This is a genomic window from Acinetobacter sp. YH12156 (assembly GCF_013418235.1).
Lineage (GTDB): Bacteria > Pseudomonadota > Gammaproteobacteria > Pseudomonadales > Moraxellaceae > Acinetobacter > Acinetobacter pseudolwoffii.
In genome coordinates this window covers 26,182-47,542 of record NZ_VPCL01000014.1, presented here as the reverse complement: position 1 = coordinate 47,542, position 21,361 = coordinate 26,182, and the positions used below count along the sequence as shown (strand labels likewise).

The window sequence follows — 21,361 nt, the reverse complement described above, 5'->3', positions numbered from 1 at the left end:
ACATGAGCTTCTTAGGTAAGTTAGGTCCAGATGCAATTCCTTACGATCCAATCGTATTGGCAACTGTTGCAATGATGATCTTGGGTGCTATCGCAGTTGTTGCTGGTATTACCTACTTCAAAAAATGGGGCTACTTGTGGAACGAATGGTTCACATCTGTAGACCATAAAAAAATTGGTATCATGTATATCTTCGTATCTGTGATCATGCTGGTGCGTGGTTTCGCCGATGCGATCATGATGCGTCTTCAGCAGTTCCTTGCAAAAGGTGGCGGCGAAGGTTATTTACACCCTGAGCATTACGACCAGATCTTTACCGCGCATGGCGTGATCATGATCTTCTTCGTGGCAATGGGTCTTGTAGTTGGTTTAATGAACATCTCTGTGCCGCTTCAAATCGGTGCACGTGACGTTGCATTCCCATTATTGAACTCACTCAGCTTCTGGTTATTTGCCGGCGCTGCGGGTCTGATGATGGTTTCACTTGCGTTAGGTGAATTCGCTGCAACAGGCTGGATGGCATACCCTCCACTGTCAGGTATCGAATATTCTCCAGGCGTAGGTATGGACTACTACATCTGGGCACTGCAAATTTCAGGTCTAGGTACGCTATTAACGGGTGTTAACTTCTTTGTTACCATCATCAAAATGCGTGCGCCTGGCATGAAACTCATGGAAATGCCAATCTTTACCTGGACATCTTTATGTACAGCAGTATTGATTATTGCGGCTTTCCCGGTGTTGACTGCAACAATTGCAATGCTAACGCTTGACCGTTACTTCGATTTCCACTTCTTTACAAATGACCTGGGTGGTAGCCCAATGTTGTATGTAAACCTGATTTGGACTTGGGGTCACCCAGAAGTGTATATCTTGGTATTACCAGCCTTTGGTATTTACTCAGAAGTTGTTGCGACTTACTCACGCAAAGCATTGTTCGGTTACAAATCAATGGTGTATGCAACAGTAGCAATCACAGTATTGTCATTCGTTGTATGGGTTCACCACTTCTTTACCATGGGTGCAGGTGCCAACGTTAACGCGTTCTTCGGTATCATGACCATGATTATTGCGATTCCTACAGGTGTGAAGATCTTCTCTTGGTTGTTCACCATGTACAAGGGTCGTATTGTTTACACTACCCCAATGCTATGGACACTTGGCTTCCTTGTGACTTTCGGTATCGGTGGTTTAACAGGTGTATTGATGGCGGTTCCACCAGCGGACTTCCTGGTACACAACTCTTTATTCCTGATCGCTCACTTCCATAACGTAATTATTGGTGGTGTAGTATTTGCGATGTTCGCAGGTATCATCTTCTACTGGCCGAAAATGTTCGGTTGGAGACTGAATGAAACTTGGGGTAAAGCAGCATTCTGGTTCTGGTTCTTCGGTTTCTACTTTGCATTCATGCCACTTTATATCCTTGGTTTCATGGGTATGACTCGTCGTCTGAATACATTTGACAACCCAGATTGGGACCCATATGTAAATATCGCGATGTTCGGTTCAGTTCTTGTTGCACTTGGTATCGTATGTTTCGTTATGCAAATCGTGGTTGGTTTCTTACAACGTGACCAACGTCTAGATTTGACTGGCGACCCATGGGATGGCCGTACGCTTGAATGGTCGACATCTTCTCCTGCTCCGTTCTATAACTTTGCTCATCTTCCAAAGATCAATGGTATTGATACTTTCTGGGTTGAGAAAGAAAATGGTGTTGCATATGCAAAACCAACGAAGTATGAAGATATCCATATGCCAACGAATCGTGCTGCTGGTTTCGTTATCGCGATGTTCATCACTGTAATGGGCTTCGGTTTAATCTGGCACATCTGGTGGTTAGTAGTTGTTACGTTCATTGCTTCTATCATTAGCTTCATCGTGTCTTCTTTCACCAAGAAAGTGGATTACTATGTTCCTGCTGCTGAAGTTGAGCGTATTGAAAACGAACGCTATGCGATTCTTGAAAAACACTTGAAGAAGGACTAAGACAATGGCTGAAGTACTTCATCACGATAACCACGGACACGATGAGCATCATCACGATGATACTGACATCACCGTCTTTGGTTTCTGGACTTACTTGATGAGTGACCTTGTCCTGTTCGGTACACTCTTCATTGCGTTCGCTGTTTTAAGTAGCCACATTCCTGTGGGTACTCCAAGTGCGAGAGACCTGTTTGGCGACTCTTTAGGTTTCGTTCTGACTGAAACCTTCGCTCTCTTGATCTCTTCTGTAACCTTTGGTTTTGCAGTTCTTGCTGCATACAAAAAAGACGTTGCAAAAGTACTGACTTGGTTAGCGATTACTTGGGTATTCGGTGCTATCTTCATCGGCATGGAACTATATGAGTTCAATCACTTAGTTCATGCGGGTCACGGTCCAAGCACAAGTGCGTTCTTATCTGCGTTCTTTACCTTGGTAGGTACGCACGGTATTCACGTAACTTCTGGTCTGGTCTGGATGATCGTGTTAATGGTTCAAATCAAGAAATATGGTTTGACTCTTGCAAACACGCGTCGTCTAGCTTGCCTAAGCTTGTTCTGGCACTTCCTTGACATCGTTTGGATCTGTGTATTCAGCGTAGTTTACTTGATGGGAGTTCTGTAATGAGTCACGATCACAACTCAGCTGGTGCATCACACGGTAACGTTAAGCAATATACAATTGGCTTCGTACTTTCTGTCATCCTTACCGTAATTCCATTCGGTATGGTGATGGCAGGCGGTTTTGAACGCGGTATCTTGATTGCAGTAATTGCGATTACTGCGGTTGCTCAGATTCTTGTGCAGTTAATTTACTTCCTGCATATGAACTCTTCTTCAGAGCAACGCTGGAACGTGATTGCGTTCGTGTATACCATCTTAACCATCGCTATTCTTTTAGTAGGTTCTGTATGGATCATGAATTACCTACACTACAACATGATGATCTAAACTGGTCGTCATGTTGAAAAAGTATTTATTCCTGACTAAGCCAGGAATTCTCTTCGGTAACTTTGTTACCACTTTGGGTGGCTACTTCGTAGCCACTCAAGGTTCTGTAGATTTCCTTCTCCTGCTTATTACCCTTCTCGGTACTACGCTTGTCGTAGCATCAGGATGTGTGGTCAACAACGTGATTGACCAGGACATCGACCAAAAAATGCAGCGCACACAAAATCGTGCTCTGGTCATCAAAACCATCTCTGAACCTGTTGCCCTGGCTTTTGCTCTGGTCTTAGGCCTCATTGGTTTTAGCATTTTATGGTTCTGGGTAAATGCGTACGCTTTTCTTTTCGCGGTGATTGGTTTTGTTGTATATGTTGGTTTCTACAGCCTATGGACAAAACGAACCACAATTCATCAAACTGTAGTCGGCAGTATTTCTGGTGCAGCTCCGCCTGTCATTGGCTATACCGCTGTGGCCAATCAATTTGACCTGGGTGCATTACTGATCTTTTTAGGTTATGCGTTGTGGCAAATGCCTCACTCATGGGCAATTGCGGTTTACCGCTTTGATGATTACAAAAATGCAGGCATTCCCATTTTGCCTGTGGCGCGCTCGATTCATCGTACCAAGATCGAATCACTTTTGTATGTGGTGTTATTCACCCTGACCATGAATGCATTATTTGTATATGGCTATGCCAATTGGTTGTATGCAGTCATTTTAAATCTATTGTGCATTTACTGGTTGTATATCGGTGTCATTGGATTTAAAGCTGAAAATGATCAGCTTTGGGCAAAGAAATATTTTCTGTTCTCTGTCATCCTGATTACCGTGATCAGTATTGTATTTAGTTTTACTTCAACTGCGCCATCTACACAGATAGTATTTTTTTAAAAAGATAGAGAGTTCGTCTCTATCTTTTTTTATTTTGATTTTATCCCCCCACTCCGAGCATCTGTTTGCAGAATCAAAATTTCAGCTTTAAGCGCTCGTCCCCTCCTTTCTTATCTTCTGTGAAATTCACTCATTTTTGTTTTAGAGTCACATTCATAGGTTTAGGCCAATTCCTGCCTAGAAAGAGTCGGTTGATATGATCAACAGTATATTTAATAAATTTAAGCAGTTTAAGCCTGATTAAAAATATAACGATTTTTTGATAAGAGAATCTGGCAATAGATATAATTTCACAAAAATGGCTTATCTGGTTGAAATTATCCTCGAAAATCTCTACAATTCACCCTTCGCAAACACTGCGACACAACCTTGGTTGTGACTCCTTGCTTCAATTTACTTAAATTGGGGCTGTCCAAACCGTAAGGAGCTGACAATGCGTCATTACGAAATCGTACTTTTAGTACACCCTGATCAAAGCGATCAAGTCGTTGGTATGGTAGAACGCTACCTAACTCACATCAAAGAAGCTGAAGGTCAAATCCACCGTCTTGAAGACTGGGGCCGTCGTCAATTGGCTTACCCAATCAACAAGATCCACAAAGCTCACTACATTCTTATGAATGTTGAGTGTGGTCAGACTACTCTTGATGAGCTTGAAGAATTGTTCCGTTATAACGATGCAATCATTCGTAGCCTTATCATCCGTCGTGAAAACGCAATCACTGAAGAGTCACTATTGGCGAAAAGTGCTGAAGAAAAACGTGCGCGTAAAGCTCAACGTGAAGAAGCACAACACGCTCAAGACTCTGCTGAAGCTTAAGGAGAACATAACATGGCACGTTTTTACCGTCGTCGCAAGTTCTGCCGCTTTACAGCTGAGAACGTTACGTACATCGACTACAAAGATATCGACACTTTAAAACAGTACATCACTGAAAACGGTAAGATTGTTCCTAGCCGTATTACAGGTACTAAAGCTCGTTACCAACGTCAATTGGCGCTAGCTATTAAACAAGCTCGCTTCTTGTCTTTGATCCCTTACACTGACAATCATAAGTGAGGTTGAGCTGTGGATATTATCTTATTACAACGCATTAAAAACCTAGGTAAACTAGGCGATAAAGTATCAGTTAAAGCTGGTTATGGCCGTAACTTCCTTATCCCACAAGGTATGGCAGTTGCTGCAACAGAATCAAACACTGCTGCTTTTGAAGCTCGTCGTGCTGAACTTGAGAAAGCTGAAGCTGATGTTTTAGCTGCTGCTCAAGCACGTGCTGACCAATTGAACGAAGTAAATATCGTAATCACTGCGAAAGCTGGTGACGAAGGTAAACTATTCGGTTCTATCGGTACTCGTGACATCGCTGACGCGTTGACAAATGCTGGTCTAGAAGTAGACCGTGCAGAAGTACGTCTTCCAAATGGCGCACTTCGTCACACTGGCGAATTTAACATCGCAATCCAATTGCACCATGATGTTACTGCAGAAGTTCTGGTTACTATCGTAGCTGAGTAATTTCTCGCCTCAAAAAGAGCATGCGAAAGCATGCTCTTTTTTTATCTATAAAAAAATGACAGGTATCTCCTGCTTAAAAATTATTTTATTACCCATACAAATGAAAATTTATCCTTCGCATTTGATTTCAGAACGCGTATGATTTCATGTCGTAGTGAATAAAAGCTATTCATCTCCGATAATGTTTAACCATTGTATTTAAAATCAGGGATTTATATGTCACAGGCGAATGCCAGCAAAAAGCCGACCAGCGCTAATATCGAAATCAGTACTGAGAACAGCAATCTCAAGGAATTTCGTACTCCACCGCACAATTTAGCGATTGAACAAGCCGTACTTGCTGCATTAATGACCGTTGCCGAATCTTTTGAACAGGTCGGTGATGTGCTGACTGAAAATGATTTTTATGCGACCCGACATAAATATATTTTCCGCGCCATTGATCAACTCTCTAAAGAAAACTCACCTTATGATGCGGTACTGGTGCATGACTGGCTGATCAAGCAGAACTTGCTGGATGCCATTGGTGGTGAAGAATATCTGATGCAGCTCATGGCAGACTCGCCATCGAGTTTCTACAACCTGGAAACCTATGCAGGCAAAATTAAAGAATTCTCCACCCTGCGCAGCATGATTAAAGTCAGCTCTGAAATTTTACAAAATGCCTATGACACCAAAGGCCGTACCGTCAGTGAAATTCTGGACTTGGCTGAAACCAATATTTTCTCGATTGCAGAACAACATAATAACAATGCCAAGGCGCAAGGGCCTAAACCGATTAACTCTGTCGTTGCCGATGTTTTTGATAAATTGAATGAATTATCACAAATGGAAGGTAGCATTACCGGTTTAACCACAGGTTTTGTGGAACTGGATAATAAAACCTCAGGCATGCAATCCGGCGACCTGATTATTGTCGCAGCGCGTCCGTCCATGGGTAAAACCACTTTTGCCATGAATCTGGTCGAAAGCGTTTTATTTAATAACAACCTGCCGGCGCTGGTCTATTCTATGGAGATGCCAGCGGATTCGATTGCCATGCGTTTGATTTCGTCGTTTGGCCGTGTGCATCAGGGGCATTTGCGTTCAGGCAAAATGGACAGCGATGAGTGGTCAAAAGTGACCAGTACCATTGTGCATTTACAGGAAAAAAACCTGTATATCGATGATTCCTCTGCCCTGCCACCAACTGAATTACGTTCCCGTGCCCGTCGTATTGCCAAAATGCATGGTGGCAAACTCGGCTGTATCATGGTCGATTATCTTCAGTTGATGAAAGTACCCGGTATGGGCGACAACCGTGTCGGCGAGATCTCGGAAATTTCACGAAGTTTAAAAGCCTTAGCCAAAGAAATGCAGTGCCCTGTGATTGCACTTTCCCAGTTAAACCGCGCCCTGGAAAACCGCCCCAATAAACGCCCGGTGATGTCCGATTTACGTGAATCCGGTGCAATCGAGCAGGATGCCGATTTGATCATGTTCATTTACCGCGACGAGGTTTATAACAAGGAATCAAAGGAAGCCGGCACTGCTGAAATTATTATTGGTAAGCAGCGTAACGGCCCGATTGGTACGGTACGTCTGGCTTTCGAAGGTCAATATACCCGTTTTAGTAATCTCTCACCTGAGTTTTATGCTCAGTATGATGATGAAGAGTAAACAAGCTCAATCATCAGATTTCCATCGTCCCTCCAGGAGTAATTTAGGGTGCGCCAAGCTACAGTTTATATTGACAGTGCAGCACTGCAATATAATTTAAACCGTGTCAAACAACTTGCCCCAACCGCTAAAATCGTCAGTATGGTCAAAGCCAATGCTTACGGACATGGAGTTAAAGACTGCCTAGCAGCCTTAAGTGCAAGCGATGCTTTTGGTGTCGCATGCTTACAAGAAGCCCTGGAAATTCGTGAATTGGGTTATCAACAGCCGATCACGCTCATCGAAGGTGTTTTTGTTGCAGACGAAATGCCAATCGTGATTGATCAGAATATTGAAGTGATTGTGCATCAGCAGGCACAGGTCGATTGGCTCTTGGCACATAAAGATGCTTATATCGCCAAAGACCTGAAAGTCTGGGTCAAGCTGAATAGCGGGATGAACCGTCTTGGCTTTAAAATTGATGTAATTAAAGACGTGATCAATCAACTCAAAGCTGAAGGTTTTACTTGTGTTTTGGCGATGCATTTTGCCAATGCCGATGCTGATCACCCGCTGAATGATGAACAAATCCGTCAATTCTTAGAAATTAAAAATGACTGTGCACCATTGATGGGTTCATGTTGTAACTCAGCAGCCATTTATAAATATCCAGAATTGCATTTTGATTTTGTCCGTCCCGGGATCATGCTTTATGGCGCGACTCCATTTGCAGATCGTGATGTGCATGATCTAGATTTAAAACCAGTCATGACCTTTACTGCCGAAGTGATTGCGCTCAACCATATCAAGGCAGGTGAGCATGTCGGTTATGGTTCAACATTTACAGCTGAACAAGACATGACACTTGCGATTGTTTCAATTGGCTATGGTGATGGCTACCCTCGTGCTTTCCCGAAACAGAACTATGTGGCGATTAATGGCCAGCAAACGCGTGTCATTGGTCGTGTAGCAATGGATATGATCGCGATTGATGTAACTGCGATGCAGGTAAAACCTGGCACTCAAGTCGAACTTTGGGGGAATACCCGTTTGGTCGATGAGGTTGCTGAAGCCAATGGCACCATTGGTTATGAACTGTTATGCAGACTCAGTCATCGTCCGCTACGTAAAGTTATTTGAGTTGATCCTCAGAGCCAAAAAAGTCCAACAGAAGTTGGGCTTTTTATTTAAGCTGATTTTTGTTCTTCAGCCTGCTCTAAACTCAATTTCTCTAATAAAGCATCGACATGATGTTGCTGAAAGGCAAAAGGATTAAAGTCATTAAATCCCATGTCCTGACAGAATTGCTGGATTTGACTGCGTTTAGAAATATACTTCATCGACCAGTCGGGGAAACTCGGATATTCGATTTCCTTGGTCTCGAACAATTTAATATCATGATGGCGAGGATCTTTATTGAGTCTCTCGAGCAGCAGACTTTTTAAGGTTAAACACTCACCTTCCAGACATTGAAAAAAATAACCATCGGCAAAATACAGCACGCCTGTGACTTGATAGCGATGATTAAAATCACGTGCTTCTTTCAGGATATTGGTCAGATCTTCAAGCAAATCAACTTTAGAAGACGTACTTTTACTGGCGTAACAAAATTGGTACATGCGCTAACTTATCTATTTTTATTATGCTGGTGCACAGAAGTTCATACTGTACGCGAAAAAACTGAACCAGAATACCTTTTACAGAAAATATTCATTCGATGGAACAGGTAGCGCTGCCAGTCCTTTTTTCAAGGTGTCTGACCATTGCCGGCTGATCGACGTGAAATATTCATCATCTTCGGCAATACGTTTACCCCTCGGCATCATTAAACTGTCTTTTTTATACACCAGCACATCGAGTGGCATACCGACCGATACATTGGAACGTAAGGTCGATGCAAATGAAATGAGCGAACAACGCAGAGCTTCATCCAGCGGCATATCATAAGTCAAGGCGCGATCCAGGATCGGCTTGCCATATTTACTCTCGCCAATCTGGAAATACGGCGTATCCCGCGTGGCACAGATAAAATTTCCTTGCGGATACACATGATAGAGCTGCATTTCTTGATCTTTGAGCTGACCACCCACCAGTAAATTACAATAATAATTACTCTGTTCCAAAATGTCGCTGGTGACATTGGCGATGACTCTCTTAAGCGTGCTCCCGATCAGTTCAGCCACATCAAACATGGTATGCAGACTGAGTATATTGGGTTCCTGCTTCAACTCCAGCTGATTTTTGATACGCCCAATTACGGCTTGTGTTGTGGCCAGATTTCCGGAGGCCTGTATGACGATCATACGCTCCCCAGGAATACCAAAGGTATACAGTTTGCGAAAGACAGAAATATGATCTACTCCGGCATTGGTCCGTGTATCACTAATAAAAAGCATACCTTGCTCTAAACGTAGCGCACAACAATACGTCATTCTTTTGTCCTTATTAACATCCTAGTACCTGAACAATGGAATGCATGGATTCCACTCCGCCCTTCTCCCTCACACCGCGTACCGGTGCTACATCCCAATAATCCCGCCCAATGGCTACATAAATATGCGAGCTTGGACTAAACAGCAGATTACTCACATCAAAACAATACCATGTCTGCTCTACAAACACCTCTGCCCAGGCATGACTGGCCAGATGTGAAGCATTTTGTGCATATAAATAGCCAGAAACATAACGGGCAGCTAAGCCCAGATATTTACACATGGCAATGAAAATATGACTATGATCCTGACAGACCCCCTGACGTGCTTCAAAGGCATCTATGGCAGAGCCTTGCACTGAGGTGCTATTGGAAATATAAGGGACATGTTCCAGCAAGGCCTGTGCCAGTTCAATCAGACGTTGACGGCTTAATGCAGGGACATGAGCTTGTGCAAAATCTTTCATTGCTGCATTACATTGCGTTGATTCGGTTGGCTGTAAAAAAATATTGGGATTGATTGAATCATTCAGTCCAGTCTGATGCGCGGGATTCAGCTCGACAATCCCTTGCGCCATGATCGTTAAGGAATAATAAGGTTCACGCTGGTTACAGGTCATCCACAGATTATGAAAGGCATCTTTTCGGATTTCTTTATTCCCCGGTACACTAATATCCCAGGAATGCACCCGTTGATGCGCATTGCTCGAAGGCATCATTTTGATGTACTGAATACTGTTCCTCACCTCAGCTGTATACATATAATGCGTTTGGTGATTCACCATCAATTTCATACATCTGCCTCAAACAGTTGATGGATATGGTCGCTAAACTGATAGAACTGAATCCGGTTCGGTTCTGTACGCAACTGTTCCCAGTATTGCTCCAGGTCACCCCAGCCCATTTTCACTAGAATTCTGACTACATCATCGATCTTGCACAGTGTCGTACTGGTTTCTTCACCGAGTCGTAACTGATGATCGAGCTGTTCGACACATTGTCCCAGGCTAAAGAACAGAAAAATATCGGCAGATTCAGCTTCCAGAATATCTTCACATTCAGTCACCACTTCACAAATATAACCAGCATTTTTGTCTGCAGTTTTGATCAGTTTCATTAGTTCTGCATAGCCTGATGCAGACAATACTCCGCGTAGTTCCTGAATATTATCTTTAGCCACTTTAAACTGCTGGCTAAAAGATGCGGTCTGAGTTGAATCTAGTACCAATTCATTTAAGGAACTGGCATCAAAAGCGGGTAAACAAAAAGCATGGGCATAGGCCACAGCTGCTTCGTCTTCTAAAAATGGAAAGCGCGCACATAAAAAATGAGTGCGAGATAAATAACGCCCTAACCAAAAAATATGTTGTGCATTGCTATTCAGCAAAACCATGACATTTTCCTTCTTTGGAATATTATGAATGTAAATTGTCGACTACCCAGGTATCTTTAATACCGCCACCCTGTGATGAATTCACCACCAGTGAACCGGGCTGCATCGCTACACGTGTCAAGCCACCCTGCACAATTTCAGTACGGTAAGGCGAGCTTAAGACAAATGGGCGCAAGTCAATATGACGTTCAGCAATACCAAAATTGGTCAAAGTCGGACTAACCGATAAGTCCAAAGTTGGCTGCGCAATATACAAATGCGGCGCAGCTAAAATTTTCTCCCTGAAAAATTCAATTTGCTGTTTCGAAGCCTGTGGCCCAATCAGCATGCCATAACCACCCGAACCCTGAGCTTCTTTTACCACCAGCTGGTCCAGATGGGCCAAAACATAGCTTAAATCTTGCTGATTACGACATTGATACGTCGGAACATTTTTTAGTATTGGCTGTTCACCCAAATAAAAATGAATCATTTTATCGACATATGGATAAATCGATTTGTCATCTGCGACACCTGTACCCGGTGCGTTGGCAATCAGGACATTATTTTGTAAATAAGCTGACATTAAGCCAGGTACACCCAGGGTACTCTCCGGTTTAAAGCATAATGGATCGAGATAAGCATCATCGACCCGTCTATAAATAACATCGACTCTTTGGCGACCACGTATAGTTTTTACATAAACCTTCGAGTCATCAACAAAAAGATCACGTGATGTTACCAACGGTACATTCATTTCTCTTGCGAGAAAGGCGTGCTCATAGTAAGCACTATTAAAACGCCCTGGCGTCAGCACTACGACAAAGGGTTTGTCGACATGGGCATTTTCGATCAGGATTTCTTTTAAAAGCTGGGGGTATTGCTCAATTCCAGCAATCTTGGACTGTTCAAATATTTTCGGCATCAGCTTTTGGCTAATCTTACGGCATTCCAGCATATAAGAGACACCCGATGGCGTTCTAAGATTGTCCTCCAAGACATAAAATTTGCCCTTGGAATCACGTATTACATCAATGCCACTAATCTGGCTATAAATCCTGCCTTTCAGGCTATGTTGATACATATGCGGCTGATAAGCCTCATGCGTCAAAATCTGGAGTTCAGGAATGATATTGGCTTTTAAAATATCCTGTTGATGATAAATGTCATGTAAAAACTGATTCAGTGCGCGCACGCGTTGTGCCGACCCCAGAGCCACCATATTCCACTGTTTGCGGTCAATCACTCGTGGAATGATATCGAAAGGAATGCTTCGCTCTACCCCCTCTTTATCTTCGTAAACCGTAAAGCAATGCCATGATGTAAAAAATGTTCTTTTGCCACCTGATTCAGAGCATTCAATTCATCCAGCGTGTGTTGGGATAACCATTCTTCCAGTCTTTGACTTGCCTGACTGGACATGACTTGCTCATCCTGCATTTCATTAAAGAATTTTGAAGACAACTGTTGAAATAAAAGTTGTGGATTTGCTGTAGTCGATACCGTTGCTGTTTTAGCCTCTATAAAATTTTTCCCAAGATTTTGGGAACTAAAATTATCAATTTTTTCAATTACATTTGTATCCCGATTTCCTTTAAGCATACAAACCTCGTCTTATCATCTATTATAATTAAATCAAAGCAATATCCATGCCATTGAACCTATATTGCGACTACCATTAATCTAATAAATGCGCCCTGAACTCAATGCCATTTCTTACCAAGTTGTTTTTAGTTTGTAGGACAATTGTTGCGCAGAAAGACTTGCGAAAAAATGAGAGTTTTTTTATTGTGTTAGTCTAAGCCTAAATCCCATCCTCTTTATCGCCAGCAAAATAAATTATGTCAGCACAAGAAAAAGAAACCTCGAATAGCCTGTATCGCCAATGGCAAATCTTGTCGCGTCTTTCTACCGGCAAATGGATGGGAACACGTGAATTACAGGAAATCTTGAATCGCGAAGGAATTGATATCAGCCTGCGTACCATTCAGCGTGACCTGAACCAGATTGCGCAGCGCTTTCCAATCGAAAGCAGCAAGACCACACCACAAGGCTGGCGTTGGCGCTCAGATGCACCGCTGCAAAGCTTGCCGCATATGACCAGCTCACAGGCGGTCACCTTTATGATGGTCGAAGAACATTTAAAACATTTGCTGCCACCGAGCCTGATCGAAGAAATGAATCCCTGGTTTGATCTGGCACGCCGCAGTCTGTCCTCGCAAAACAATGTCCGCCAATGGATTAATCGGGTACGGATTGTGCCAGCCACCCAACCGCTCATTCCACCTTTCGTGGATAAGACTGCACAGCAGGCGGTATATGAAGGCTTGTTGCAGGACAAACAGCTGGAATGTGTCTATCAGGGCCGCGGTCACAACAGCGAAGAAAAGACTTATATCCTCAATCCACTGGCTTTGGTGCAAAAAGGCTCCATCATTTATCTGGTCTGTACCCGTCATGACAAATCTGATATTCAGACCTTTGCCCTGCACCGTTTTAAATCGGCAGTAGTTCTCAATTCACGTGCCCTGCATCCGGTGAATTTTGATATTGATGAATATATTGATTCTGGTGCATTGGGCTTCCGGGTGGATTTCAATCACCCTACTGAAAATGTCATGCTAAAACTGAGCATGTCGGAATCGGATGCACATTATTTTGAGGAAAGTCAGCTCAGTAAAGATCAGAAGATTGAAAAACTGGACAATGGTATGTCGCTGATTAGTGCAACGGTTCCTTTTACTTCACAACTGGTGTGGTGGCTGCGCAGCTTTGGTAAAAAGATTAAACATATTGAACCCAGTATGGTGTCCAATGCAGTTAGCCAGATGGATGAGGAAAACCCTTAACCAAATGGATTTCATTCAGCTTTAATAATTCCAGAATAAAAAAATCCCCAGATTGGGGATTGGAGAATTATGCTTGTATTTTTATGATTGTTCTGGTGGTCTACCGCTGTACCAACCTGCTTTTCTCTAATACCCCGAAATGCAGATTGGATGAAACCTCAATATTTAAAAAGAACTGAGACATGAGCAAGCCAGTTCGGCATTATTAAAGCGAATGGATTTTTTTGTCATGGTTTATAACTCCTGTATGGGTGATAAATCGACTATAAAAGCATTCACTCTGCCTGTGAAATAAATAGAATATATGTGCTTTGCATATTTTTTCTATAGGAATTTTTCCGCAAAATTTATCTGCAATTGCTACTGATTGATTGCCTGTCTGGGTATGATTTTTGGCAAGTTTATAAAATTGAATAACAATTCTATGCTTGCATAAGATACCTGGCTCTGCACATCATAAAGCCCTATAGAAGTAGAAATAGGGACTTAATTTTACAATGGCTAACCCTGCTCAATTAGTACGGCACAAGCTGCTCAATACTTTCTTTTCTCGCCATTCAGTCTGGTTTGCCTGCATTCTGATTGCAGTGATTTTTACCACATTCCATATCGGTTATTCGCCGCGTTATATCTATTATTTTATGCCGCAAACTTTGGTGAATACCCTGTGGATTCTGAGTATACTCCTGAGCCTGTTGGGTTTGTATGATGTACTGCAAAACAAGCATTCTATTCTTAAAAACTACCCCATCATGGGACATTTCCGCTTTATCTTCGAAGAATTTCGTCCGGAGATTCGTCAATATTTTATTGAAGCCGACCGCGATGCACTGCCCTTTTCCCGTATGCAACGTAGTCTGGTGTATCAGCGGGCGAAAAATGAAAATTCAGATAAACCTTTCGGTTCAATTCTCAATGTCTATGAAGACAATTATAGATTTGTCAGTCACTCTTTGACGCCATGTAAGGTGGCCGATCCACAAACTTTCCGTATCCTGATCGGCAATGAGCAATGTACACAGCCCTTCTCTGCTTCCATTTTAAATATTTCAGCCATGAGCTTTGGCAGTATGAGTGCCAATGCAATCCGTGCGCTGAATCTCGGCGCTCAAAAAGGTGATTTTTTCCATGATACCGGTGAAGGCAGTATCAGCCCCTATCATCTTGAATATGGGGGCGATCTGGTCTGGGAAATTGGCAGTGGTTATTTTGGCTGCCGTACCTTAGATGGACAGTTTGATCCGGAACGCTTTGCGGCACAAGCCAAATTACCGCAAGTAAAAATGATTGAAATCAAGTTATCACAAGGGGCTAAACCCGGACATGGCGGTATTTTACCTAAAAGCAAGATCTCGGAAGAAATTGCCCAAATCCGGGGCATCAGCCGTGAACATGATTGCGTATCACCCTCTAGTCATCCCGCCTTTAGCACCCCGATTGAAATGATGAATTTCATCCAACGATTACGTGAACTTTCCAACGGAAAACCGGTCGGATTCAAGCTATGTCTGGGGCAGCCCTGGCAGTTTATGAGTATGGTCAAAGCCATGCTGCACACCCAGATTTATCCCGATTTCATCGTCGTCGATGGCTCTGAAGGTGGAACGGGCGCTGCACCCATTGAGTTAATCGACTTTGTCGGTGCACCCCTAAGAGAAGGTTTACTATTTGTGCATAATACCCTTGTTGGTGCAGGTTTAAGAGATAAAATCAAAATTGGTGCAAGTGGTAAAATTATTAGTGCATTTGATATTGCCAGCACGCTCGCGATTGGGGCAGATTGGGTGAATTCGGCACGTGGTTTTATGTTTGCCGTCGGCTGTATTCAGGCTCAAAGCTGTCATACCAACCAGTGTCCTGTCGGTGTCACCACACAGGATAAAGATCGTCAAAAGGCCTTACATGTGCCCACCAAAGCAGAGCGCGTATTTCATTATCATAAAAACACCTTACACGCCTTGTCTGAACTGATTGCTTCTGCAGGCCTGAAACACCCTTCGGCGATTAAGGCACATCACTTGGCACAACGTGTGAATAATCACGAAATAAAGAACTTTGCGCAGATTCATTTTTGGTTGAAAGAGGGAGAATTATTATCCTGTGAAAATAAGGATGAGGAGAACTTCTACTTCCGGATGTGGAACCTGGCTAAACTGGATAAATTTTAACTCAATACAGTTAAATTAGAAAAGGCGTTTAATCAAACGCCTTTTTTCACATTGAATTGTAGATCAATAATAGGTTTTACTGCCCTGTGCATGTAGAAAGGCAGGAATCAAGCCGGTCAATGCAGCACGAATATCCGCGCGTTCATTGATCAGTTGATGCGAACCTTCTTCCAGCATCAGTAAGGTCTGGAGACGGAATTTACGTCGGATAAATTCGATATTATAGCGCCAGTCTACGGTCTGATCCTGTGCACCCTGTGCCAGCCAGACCGGAATACGACAGGCCGGACGCGCTTCCATTTCCAGCATCCAGCGCGACATCGCCAGAATCCAGTCCATACCCATCATCCGCGGCTGTAACGGATCTTTAAGCCGGATAAAACGCAGAAACTCCGGATTATGGTTATTGCGTCTGAAATGCCGGGGAACTTCACGCTTGATCCGGCTAATAATGCCCAGCCCGACCGAGTTATGCCACCAGGCTGTTTTCGCAGGACGAATCAGCGGCGATAACAGCAAAACCCGTTCTACAAAAGGATTTTCGCGGCGCTGTGCAAATTCGAGTAAGTGATGCATCCAGATTGCACCACCGGTACTCTGTCCAATTCCCACCCAAGGTTTGGGCAATTGCGAGGCAAGTTGTACATAGCGATGTACGGCATGCAAAACCTGCTGATAATGATCAAAATTCTGAATGCTGGCAGGTGAACCATCACTCAGACCATGTCCGGGCAGGTCATAGGTCAATACACTAAAACCTTGCTCCAGCAGCTCTTTGACAATCGGCTGATAAATCCCGCTATGTTCCAGATAACCATGCAGCAAGAAAGCAGTGCCCTGAATCTTGTCAAAGCGGGTATTTTCCAGGTTTGGTTCAAATACCTGTACATGTAATTTAAACAATGGCATCTGTACGTAGCCTTGCCAGTGTTTGCAGTCCAATAAATCAAAGCCATACAGCTTGCGATAGGATTGCAGATCAATTGGCGGCTCATCACTACGATTCAGGTTTAACGGCGGCAAGAGTTGTGGCGTTATATCCCGGCTTGGGATGGGTAAATCAAGTTGCTTCAGGATCGTGGGATTTAAAAATGGGATATCAGACATTATGGCACCTCCCGACAGTCACTAGATCCAAACCACATATCGCGCATGGTCGCCAACATTTCATAATTGGCACGACGACTATGATCATAATTTTGCGCACTTGGACGCCATCGTGTCAAAGGCTTCGGCATCGGTGCCTCTACCGGAATGGTTTGTATGCCATTTAAAGCAAATAAACGGCGGGTCCGTGGCATATGATAACGATCCGTAATCAGAATCACAGTCGGTGCTCCACCTTTCTTTTGTAATAATAATGAACTGAAACGGGTATTTTCACAGGTATTCATGCTGCGATCTTCCAGCAATTTGGCATCAACATCGTGGTTTTTCAACCAGCGCTGCATATACGGCGCTTCTACACCACTCAGCACAATCGGTAACTGATAATGTTTTTCTACCGCCAGCGTAGTTTCCAGACGTAAACGCGTATAGTGATTGACCACAATCTCTTCACCCTTTTCATCTAGCGTTAAACCGCCACCCAACACCACAATGGCATAAGGCTGGGAGCTATTCGCCGGTTTCACTTGTTGCTGATCTTGTAGTAAAGCCAGGTCCTGCTGAATTTCCTCTTCAGCGGTTTCTTGTACCGAGCTAGCCTCTTCTTGTTCTATAGGATGCGTACTCAGGAACTCAATATATTGTTCAATACGTTCTTTGTTTTCATTGCTGTCCCAGTCCAGCAACTTCCGAACATTTGCAGTCGGATCAACCGGCTCTGTCGGTACTTGTGAATATAATAATGGAACTTGAGCAGGCGGACTTTGCTCTGCCTTTTGACTTTGCTGCTCACGCTGATGTTCTTCAATGACCTGTTGCAGCGCTTTATAACGTGCCTGAATCAGAATCAGGTTGGCAGAATTGTTTTGTTGGATATCCTTTTCCATGACCTTTAAATATGCCTGACGGGCAATCCATAAATCGGAGCCAGGTTCCAGATTTTCATGCTCGCTCAATGCTGCCATTTTCTGGCTTTGCGCTGCTACTTCATTAAGTTCTAAAGATACAAACTGGTTTAAGCCCTTGACGATCATTTGCGAGTAAAAAGGGGTATAAACCAACACCAGTAGACAGCCGAATAGTACAAACAGTCCAGTGACCACTTGTAGCAAACGTACCATCCAATGGGTTTTATTCATATCATTTTTCATCCTGATGAGAACGGATCAATCCATTTTGGTCAAACAATACAGGTTCTGGTTCCAGCAGCAGCTTGAATTTTTCCCAGACCGACTGCTGTACTGCACGATAAGTTTTACGCACATCGGTAAGAGAGGCCTGACCATAATTCACCAAGACCAGCGCCTGTTTATGAAACATGCCGACAGACCCCAACTGTTTGCCCTTCCAGCCAGCCTGATCAATCAGCCAGCCTGCCGCCAGTTTAACTTGAGTATTGGCTTGCTGGTAATGGGGTAAATTCGGGAAAGATGCCGCAATCTGGTCAAAGACCGGCTGATCTACCAGCGGATTTTTAAAAAAACTCCCCACATTGGGAAATTCTTGCGGATCAGGTAATTTGCTTTGACGGATCTGAATCACTTGCTGTTGCAGGTTTTCTGCTGTAAGCGTATCACCGACGGCTGTCTTTAAGTCACCGTAATTCAGTTTCAAATCTGGCTGTTTCAGTAATTTAAAAGTCACATGGGTAATCACATAGCGGTTTGGCTCATCTTTAAAAATACTATGTCGATAGGCAAACTGGCAATCTGCTGCGCTAATCGAGCCAAACTGTTTGAGCTGACGATCATAGACTGCAACCGAATCGATAAACTCGCCAACTTCGACGCCATAGGCGCCAATATTCTGTACCGGCGATGCACCAACACGCCCAGGAATCAGGGCCAGATTTTGTAAACCATACAGACCTTGTGCTGTAGTCCAGAGCACGAAGTCATGCCAGCCCTGCCCGCCGCCCACGCGTAAACGTTGCGACTGATCATCGCCATCCAGCATCTCAATGCTCTGAATATCGATATGCAAAACCAGTGCGTGAATCTGTTCAGGCAACAACATATTGCTGCCACCTGACAGAATCAGCACATTTAACTGTTGCTGTTCAGCAAAATCCAGAGCCGCCAGCAGATCATCGGTCGATTGAATATGGGCATAGTGTGAAGCAATGGCTTCTAAATTTAGGGTATTAAAGGGTTTAAGTTGAACCTGAGTTTGAATCTGCATTGCTTAAACCTTGTGTACATTCTGTTTGAAAATTTCAACCCATGCCTGACTGCTGGACTCACACTGATCGAGCACCCGTTCAAAACCATCCGCTTCGCCATAATAAGGATCGGGCAAGGCCTGTTGTGGATAATCCTGATCATGCTCACTCATCAATGCAACGCGTGCACGTAAATGACCGAACTCAGTTTCGGCCAGACGCTGTATATTCTGGATATTAGATAGGTTTTCCAGATCCATTGCCAGAATCAGATCATAATCAATAAAATCATGCGTGGTCAGCTGACGTGCGCGAAGCGTTGACAGATCATAGCCACGTTTCAGTGCATGCTGCTGGCTACGCAGGTCTGGGGCCTTGCCCGGATGATAATTACTGGTTCCAGCAGAATCGACCACAATATTCAGTTGCTGTTCATCACAATAATGTCTGAGTACCACCTCTGCCGTGGGAGAGCGGCAAATATTTCCCAAACAAACACATAACACCTTGTATGGCGTTCTGGATGACATAAACAACCTCAGAGCTACTTTATTTTAAGGATTCTTATGTTAAGTTATTTATATACTGATTCCTATCTCACAACCATAGAATAATCTCGTATTTGCAATAAAAAAATCAAGGATATCGCCATGAATCGTTTTCAGTTTCAAACCGTCCCCAATATCATTGCCGGACTAGGCACGATTCAGGAATTATTTAAAATTCTAAAAAATGGCCGTTATCAACGTCTTCTACTGGTGACTGACCCGGGTATGCTGAAGCAGCAATTACATCTGCCGATTCTGGATATTATTGAATCTGCCGGTCTGGATTATGTGATTTACTCAGATGTTCAGGCTGACCCGCCCGATAACGTAGTGCTTGAAGCAGCAGCTTTTGCAAAGCAGGAAAAGATTGATGTGGTGCTAGGCTTTGGTGGTGGCAGCTCTATGGATGTGGCCAAGCTGATTGCGATTTTGGCGCATCCTGAGCAGCATCAAACGCTTTCCGATCTGTATGGCGTCGATAATGCCACCGGGCCACGTTTAGCTCTAATTCTGGTTCCCACCACAGCCGGAACGGGCTCCGAAGTCACACCAATTTCGATTGTTACTACAGGTGAAACCACCAAAAGCGGCATTGTCGCGCCTATTCTCTATGCCGATATTGCTATTCTGGATGCGACTTTCACTCGGAATTTGCCGGCACAGATTACCGCTGCCACCGGAATCGATGCCATGGTACATGCCATTGAAGCCTATACCTCAAAACACAAGAAAAATCCTTATTCGGATATGCTGGCCAAACAGGCTTTAAGATTATTGAATGCCAATTTGCAACGTGTTCTGCAAGATGGTCATGATCTAGATGCCCGTCAAAATATGCTGGTCGGTTCCATGCTGGCCGGACAAGCCTTTGCCAACGCACCGGTTGCCGCCGTGCATGCGCTGGCTTATCCACTCGGTGGGCATTTTCATCTGTCGCATGGACATAGCAATGCTTTGGTGCTGACCGAAGTCTTAAAATTTAATGCACCTGTAGCCAAACAGCTCTATGCCGAATTGATGACCTGGTTAGATCCCCACAGTAAAGGTTGTCATGATGGACTGACCGATCTGTTTATTGATCATTTTAATAATCATCTGATACAGAGCGGCTTAACCTTAAAATTAAAGCAGTTAAATGTACCAGAACAGATGTTGATGGTTATGGCAGAAGATGCCATGCAACAAAGCCGGCTGTTGCAGAACAATCCACGCGAACTCAAGTTGGATGACGCTTACCAGATTTACCAGGCGATTTATGCCTAAATCTATTTCCACACTAAGCCTTGTCTAGCTGAGAGCGAATCCTGATGAAAGCCACGATCAAACAACGCGAACACTATGCCTTTTTCTTGCCCATTCAGACCCGCTGGGCAGACAATGACCTGTATGGCCACGTCAACAATGTGACTTATTACAGTTATTTTGACACCGCAGCCAATGCCCTGCTGATTCAGGAAGCGGCCTTTGATCCGAAATACTCTCCGATGATTGGGCTGGTGGTCAGCTCCAACTGCCAGTTTAATCAGGAACTGTCTTATCCGGAAATTATTGAAGTGGGCGTGGCCATTGAAAGCATGGGAAATTCATCACTGAGCTACGATCTGGCCATTTTTAAACGCAATTCGGATACAGCTGCAGCTCAGGGTAATTTTGTTCATGTATTTGTCGATCGTGAGACACGAAAAAGCACCCCGATTTCAGCCGCAATGCGGGATGCCTTATCTCGATTTGTTGTGCCTTAAA

Annotated in this window: 21 protein-coding genes and 1 pseudogene; 13 read left to right on the top strand and 9 right to left on the bottom strand. The window is 43.7% G+C overall.

From position 1 onward, the window contains the following. Nucleotides 1–2 precede the first annotated feature (2 nt). The 9 genes from cyoB to alr all read left to right on the top strand — a co-directional run bounded on the left by cyoB (nucleotide 3) and on the right by alr (nucleotide 8,122). Nucleotides 3–1,991, top strand: coding sequence for a cytochrome o ubiquinol oxidase subunit I (cyoB, locus tag FTU87_RS12560; protein WP_074383225.1), 1,989 nt, complete (start codon nucleotides 3–5; stop codon nucleotides 1,989–1,991). Between the two features lie 4 nt (nucleotides 1,992–1,995). After that, nucleotides 1,996–2,613 (top strand): cytochrome o ubiquinol oxidase subunit III, encoded by a 618-nt coding sequence (gene cyoC / locus FTU87_RS12555; protein WP_005097238.1) that lies wholly within the window; start codon nucleotides 1,996–1,998, stop codon nucleotides 2,611–2,613. Further along, on the top strand, nucleotides 2,613–2,939 hold the full coding sequence (locus FTU87_RS12550; protein WP_005097239.1) for a cytochrome o ubiquinol oxidase subunit IV: 327 nt from the start codon (nucleotides 2,613–2,615) through the stop codon (nucleotides 2,937–2,939). The genes cyoC and FTU87_RS12550 overlap by 1 nt, the downstream gene beginning before the upstream one ends. Before the next feature lie 10 nt (nucleotides 2,940–2,949). Further along, complete coding sequence (gene cyoE, locus FTU87_RS12545) at nucleotides 2,950–3,828, top strand: heme o synthase (RefSeq protein ID WP_005097240.1); 879 nt, start codon at nucleotides 2,950–2,952, stop codon at nucleotides 3,826–3,828. Nucleotides 3,829–4,261: 433 nt separating this feature from the next. Continuing rightward, nucleotides 4,262–4,648, top strand: a complete 387-nt coding sequence (gene rpsF, locus FTU87_RS12540) for a 30S ribosomal protein S6 (protein ID WP_004278789.1) — start codon at nucleotides 4,262–4,264, stop codon at nucleotides 4,646–4,648. 12 nt (nucleotides 4,649–4,660) lie between these two features. Then, nucleotides 4,661–4,888 carry a 30S ribosomal protein S18 gene (gene rpsR / locus FTU87_RS12535; protein WP_005097242.1) on the top strand — a complete coding sequence of 76 codons (228 nt, stop codon included), beginning with the start codon at nucleotides 4,661–4,663 and terminating at the stop codon, nucleotides 4,886–4,888. Nucleotides 4,889–4,897: 9 nt separating this feature from the next. Next, the gene (gene rplI / locus FTU87_RS12530) at nucleotides 4,898–5,344 is read left to right on the top strand and encodes a 50S ribosomal protein L9 (RefSeq protein WP_004645413.1); all 447 of its coding nucleotides are present in this window, start codon (nucleotides 4,898–4,900) and stop codon (nucleotides 5,342–5,344) included. Between the two features lie 216 nt (nucleotides 5,345–5,560). Continuing rightward, complete coding sequence (gene dnaB / locus FTU87_RS12525; RefSeq protein WP_005097243.1) at nucleotides 5,561–7,003, top strand: replicative DNA helicase; 1,443 nt, start codon at nucleotides 5,561–5,563, stop codon at nucleotides 7,001–7,003. Nucleotides 7,004–7,051: 48 nt separating this feature from the next. Beyond that, entirely contained in the window at nucleotides 7,052–8,122 is a 1,071-nt protein-coding gene (alr, locus tag FTU87_RS12520; protein WP_100535297.1) for an alanine racemase, read from the top strand. A 47-nt stretch (nucleotides 8,123–8,169) separates the two neighbouring features. Here the strand turns inward: alr and FTU87_RS12515 are convergent, their stop codons facing one another. The 5 genes and pseudogenes from FTU87_RS12515 to FTU87_RS12495 form a co-directional block, all read right to left on the bottom strand. Continuing rightward, nucleotides 8,170–8,601 carry a BLUF domain-containing protein gene (locus FTU87_RS12515; RefSeq protein WP_005097246.1) on the bottom strand — a complete coding sequence of 144 codons (432 nt, stop codon included), beginning with the start codon at nucleotides 8,599–8,601 and terminating at the stop codon, nucleotides 8,170–8,172. 78 nt (nucleotides 8,602–8,679) lie between these two features. After that, complete coding sequence (locus FTU87_RS12510) at nucleotides 8,680–9,414, bottom strand: proteasome-type protease (RefSeq protein WP_005097248.1); 735 nt, start codon at nucleotides 9,412–9,414, stop codon at nucleotides 8,680–8,682. A 13-nt stretch (nucleotides 9,415–9,427) separates the two neighbouring features. After that, nucleotides 9,428–10,207: a transglutaminase family protein gene (locus FTU87_RS12505; RefSeq protein WP_074383227.1), complete on the bottom strand. Its 780-nt coding sequence runs from the start codon at nucleotides 10,205–10,207 to the stop codon at nucleotides 9,428–9,430. Then, entirely contained in the window at nucleotides 10,204–10,806 is a 603-nt protein-coding gene (locus FTU87_RS12500; RefSeq protein WP_180097546.1) for an alpha-E domain-containing protein, read from the bottom strand. Before FTU87_RS12500 ends, FTU87_RS12505 begins: the two co-directional genes overlap by 4 nt. Nucleotides 10,807–10,828: 22 nt before the next feature. Beyond that, nucleotides 10,829–12,387: pseudogene (locus FTU87_RS12495) on the bottom strand (circularly permuted type 2 ATP-grasp protein). A gap of 239 nt (nucleotides 12,388–12,626) precedes the next feature. On the opposite strand from FTU87_RS12495, the gene FTU87_RS12490 reads away from it, so the two are divergent. Next, nucleotides 12,627–13,634, top strand: a complete 1,008-nt coding sequence (locus tag FTU87_RS12490; RefSeq protein WP_180097544.1) for a YafY family protein — start codon at nucleotides 12,627–12,629, stop codon at nucleotides 13,632–13,634. Between the two features lie 497 nt (nucleotides 13,635–14,131). Then, nucleotides 14,132–15,802 carry an FMN-binding glutamate synthase family protein gene (locus FTU87_RS12485; RefSeq protein WP_005097253.1) on the top strand — a complete coding sequence of 557 codons (1,671 nt, stop codon included), beginning with the start codon at nucleotides 14,132–14,134 and terminating at the stop codon, nucleotides 15,800–15,802. A gap of 63 nt (nucleotides 15,803–15,865) precedes the next feature. Here FTU87_RS12485 and FTU87_RS12480 read toward each other — a convergent pair whose 3' ends face one another. The 4 genes from FTU87_RS12480 to FTU87_RS12465 are packed head-to-tail and all read right to left on the bottom strand — an operon-like array spanning nucleotide 15,866 to nucleotide 19,600. After that, nucleotides 15,866–16,909: an alpha/beta hydrolase gene (locus tag FTU87_RS12480; protein ID WP_005170484.1), complete on the bottom strand. Its 1,044-nt coding sequence runs from the start codon at nucleotides 16,907–16,909 to the stop codon at nucleotides 15,866–15,868. Next, complete coding sequence (locus FTU87_RS12475) at nucleotides 16,909–18,048, bottom strand: YdcF family protein (protein WP_100535329.1); 1,140 nt, start codon at nucleotides 18,046–18,048, stop codon at nucleotides 16,909–16,911. Before FTU87_RS12475 ends, FTU87_RS12480 begins: the two co-directional genes overlap by 1 nt. Before the next feature lies 1 nt (nucleotide 18,049). Continuing rightward, nucleotides 18,050–19,090 (bottom strand): UDP-N-acetylmuramate dehydrogenase, encoded by a 1,041-nt coding sequence (gene murB / locus FTU87_RS12470; RefSeq protein ID WP_180097542.1) that lies wholly within the window; start codon nucleotides 19,088–19,090, stop codon nucleotides 18,050–18,052. A 3-nt stretch (nucleotides 19,091–19,093) separates the two neighbouring features. After that, on the bottom strand, nucleotides 19,094–19,600 hold the full coding sequence (locus FTU87_RS12465; RefSeq protein WP_005170478.1) for a low molecular weight protein-tyrosine-phosphatase: 507 nt from the start codon (nucleotides 19,598–19,600) through the stop codon (nucleotides 19,094–19,096). Between the two features lie 120 nt (nucleotides 19,601–19,720). On the opposite strand from FTU87_RS12465, the gene FTU87_RS12460 reads away from it, so the two are divergent. Both FTU87_RS12460 and FTU87_RS12455 read left to right on the top strand, forming a co-directional pair. Continuing rightward, nucleotides 19,721–20,881 carry an iron-containing alcohol dehydrogenase gene (locus FTU87_RS12460; protein WP_005170476.1) on the top strand — a complete coding sequence of 387 codons (1,161 nt, stop codon included), beginning with the start codon at nucleotides 19,721–19,723 and terminating at the stop codon, nucleotides 20,879–20,881. A gap of 44 nt (nucleotides 20,882–20,925) precedes the next feature. Continuing rightward, entirely contained in the window at nucleotides 20,926–21,360 is a 435-nt protein-coding gene (locus FTU87_RS12455) for a thioesterase family protein (protein ID WP_100329603.1), read from the top strand. Nucleotide 21,361 lies beyond the last annotated feature (1 nt).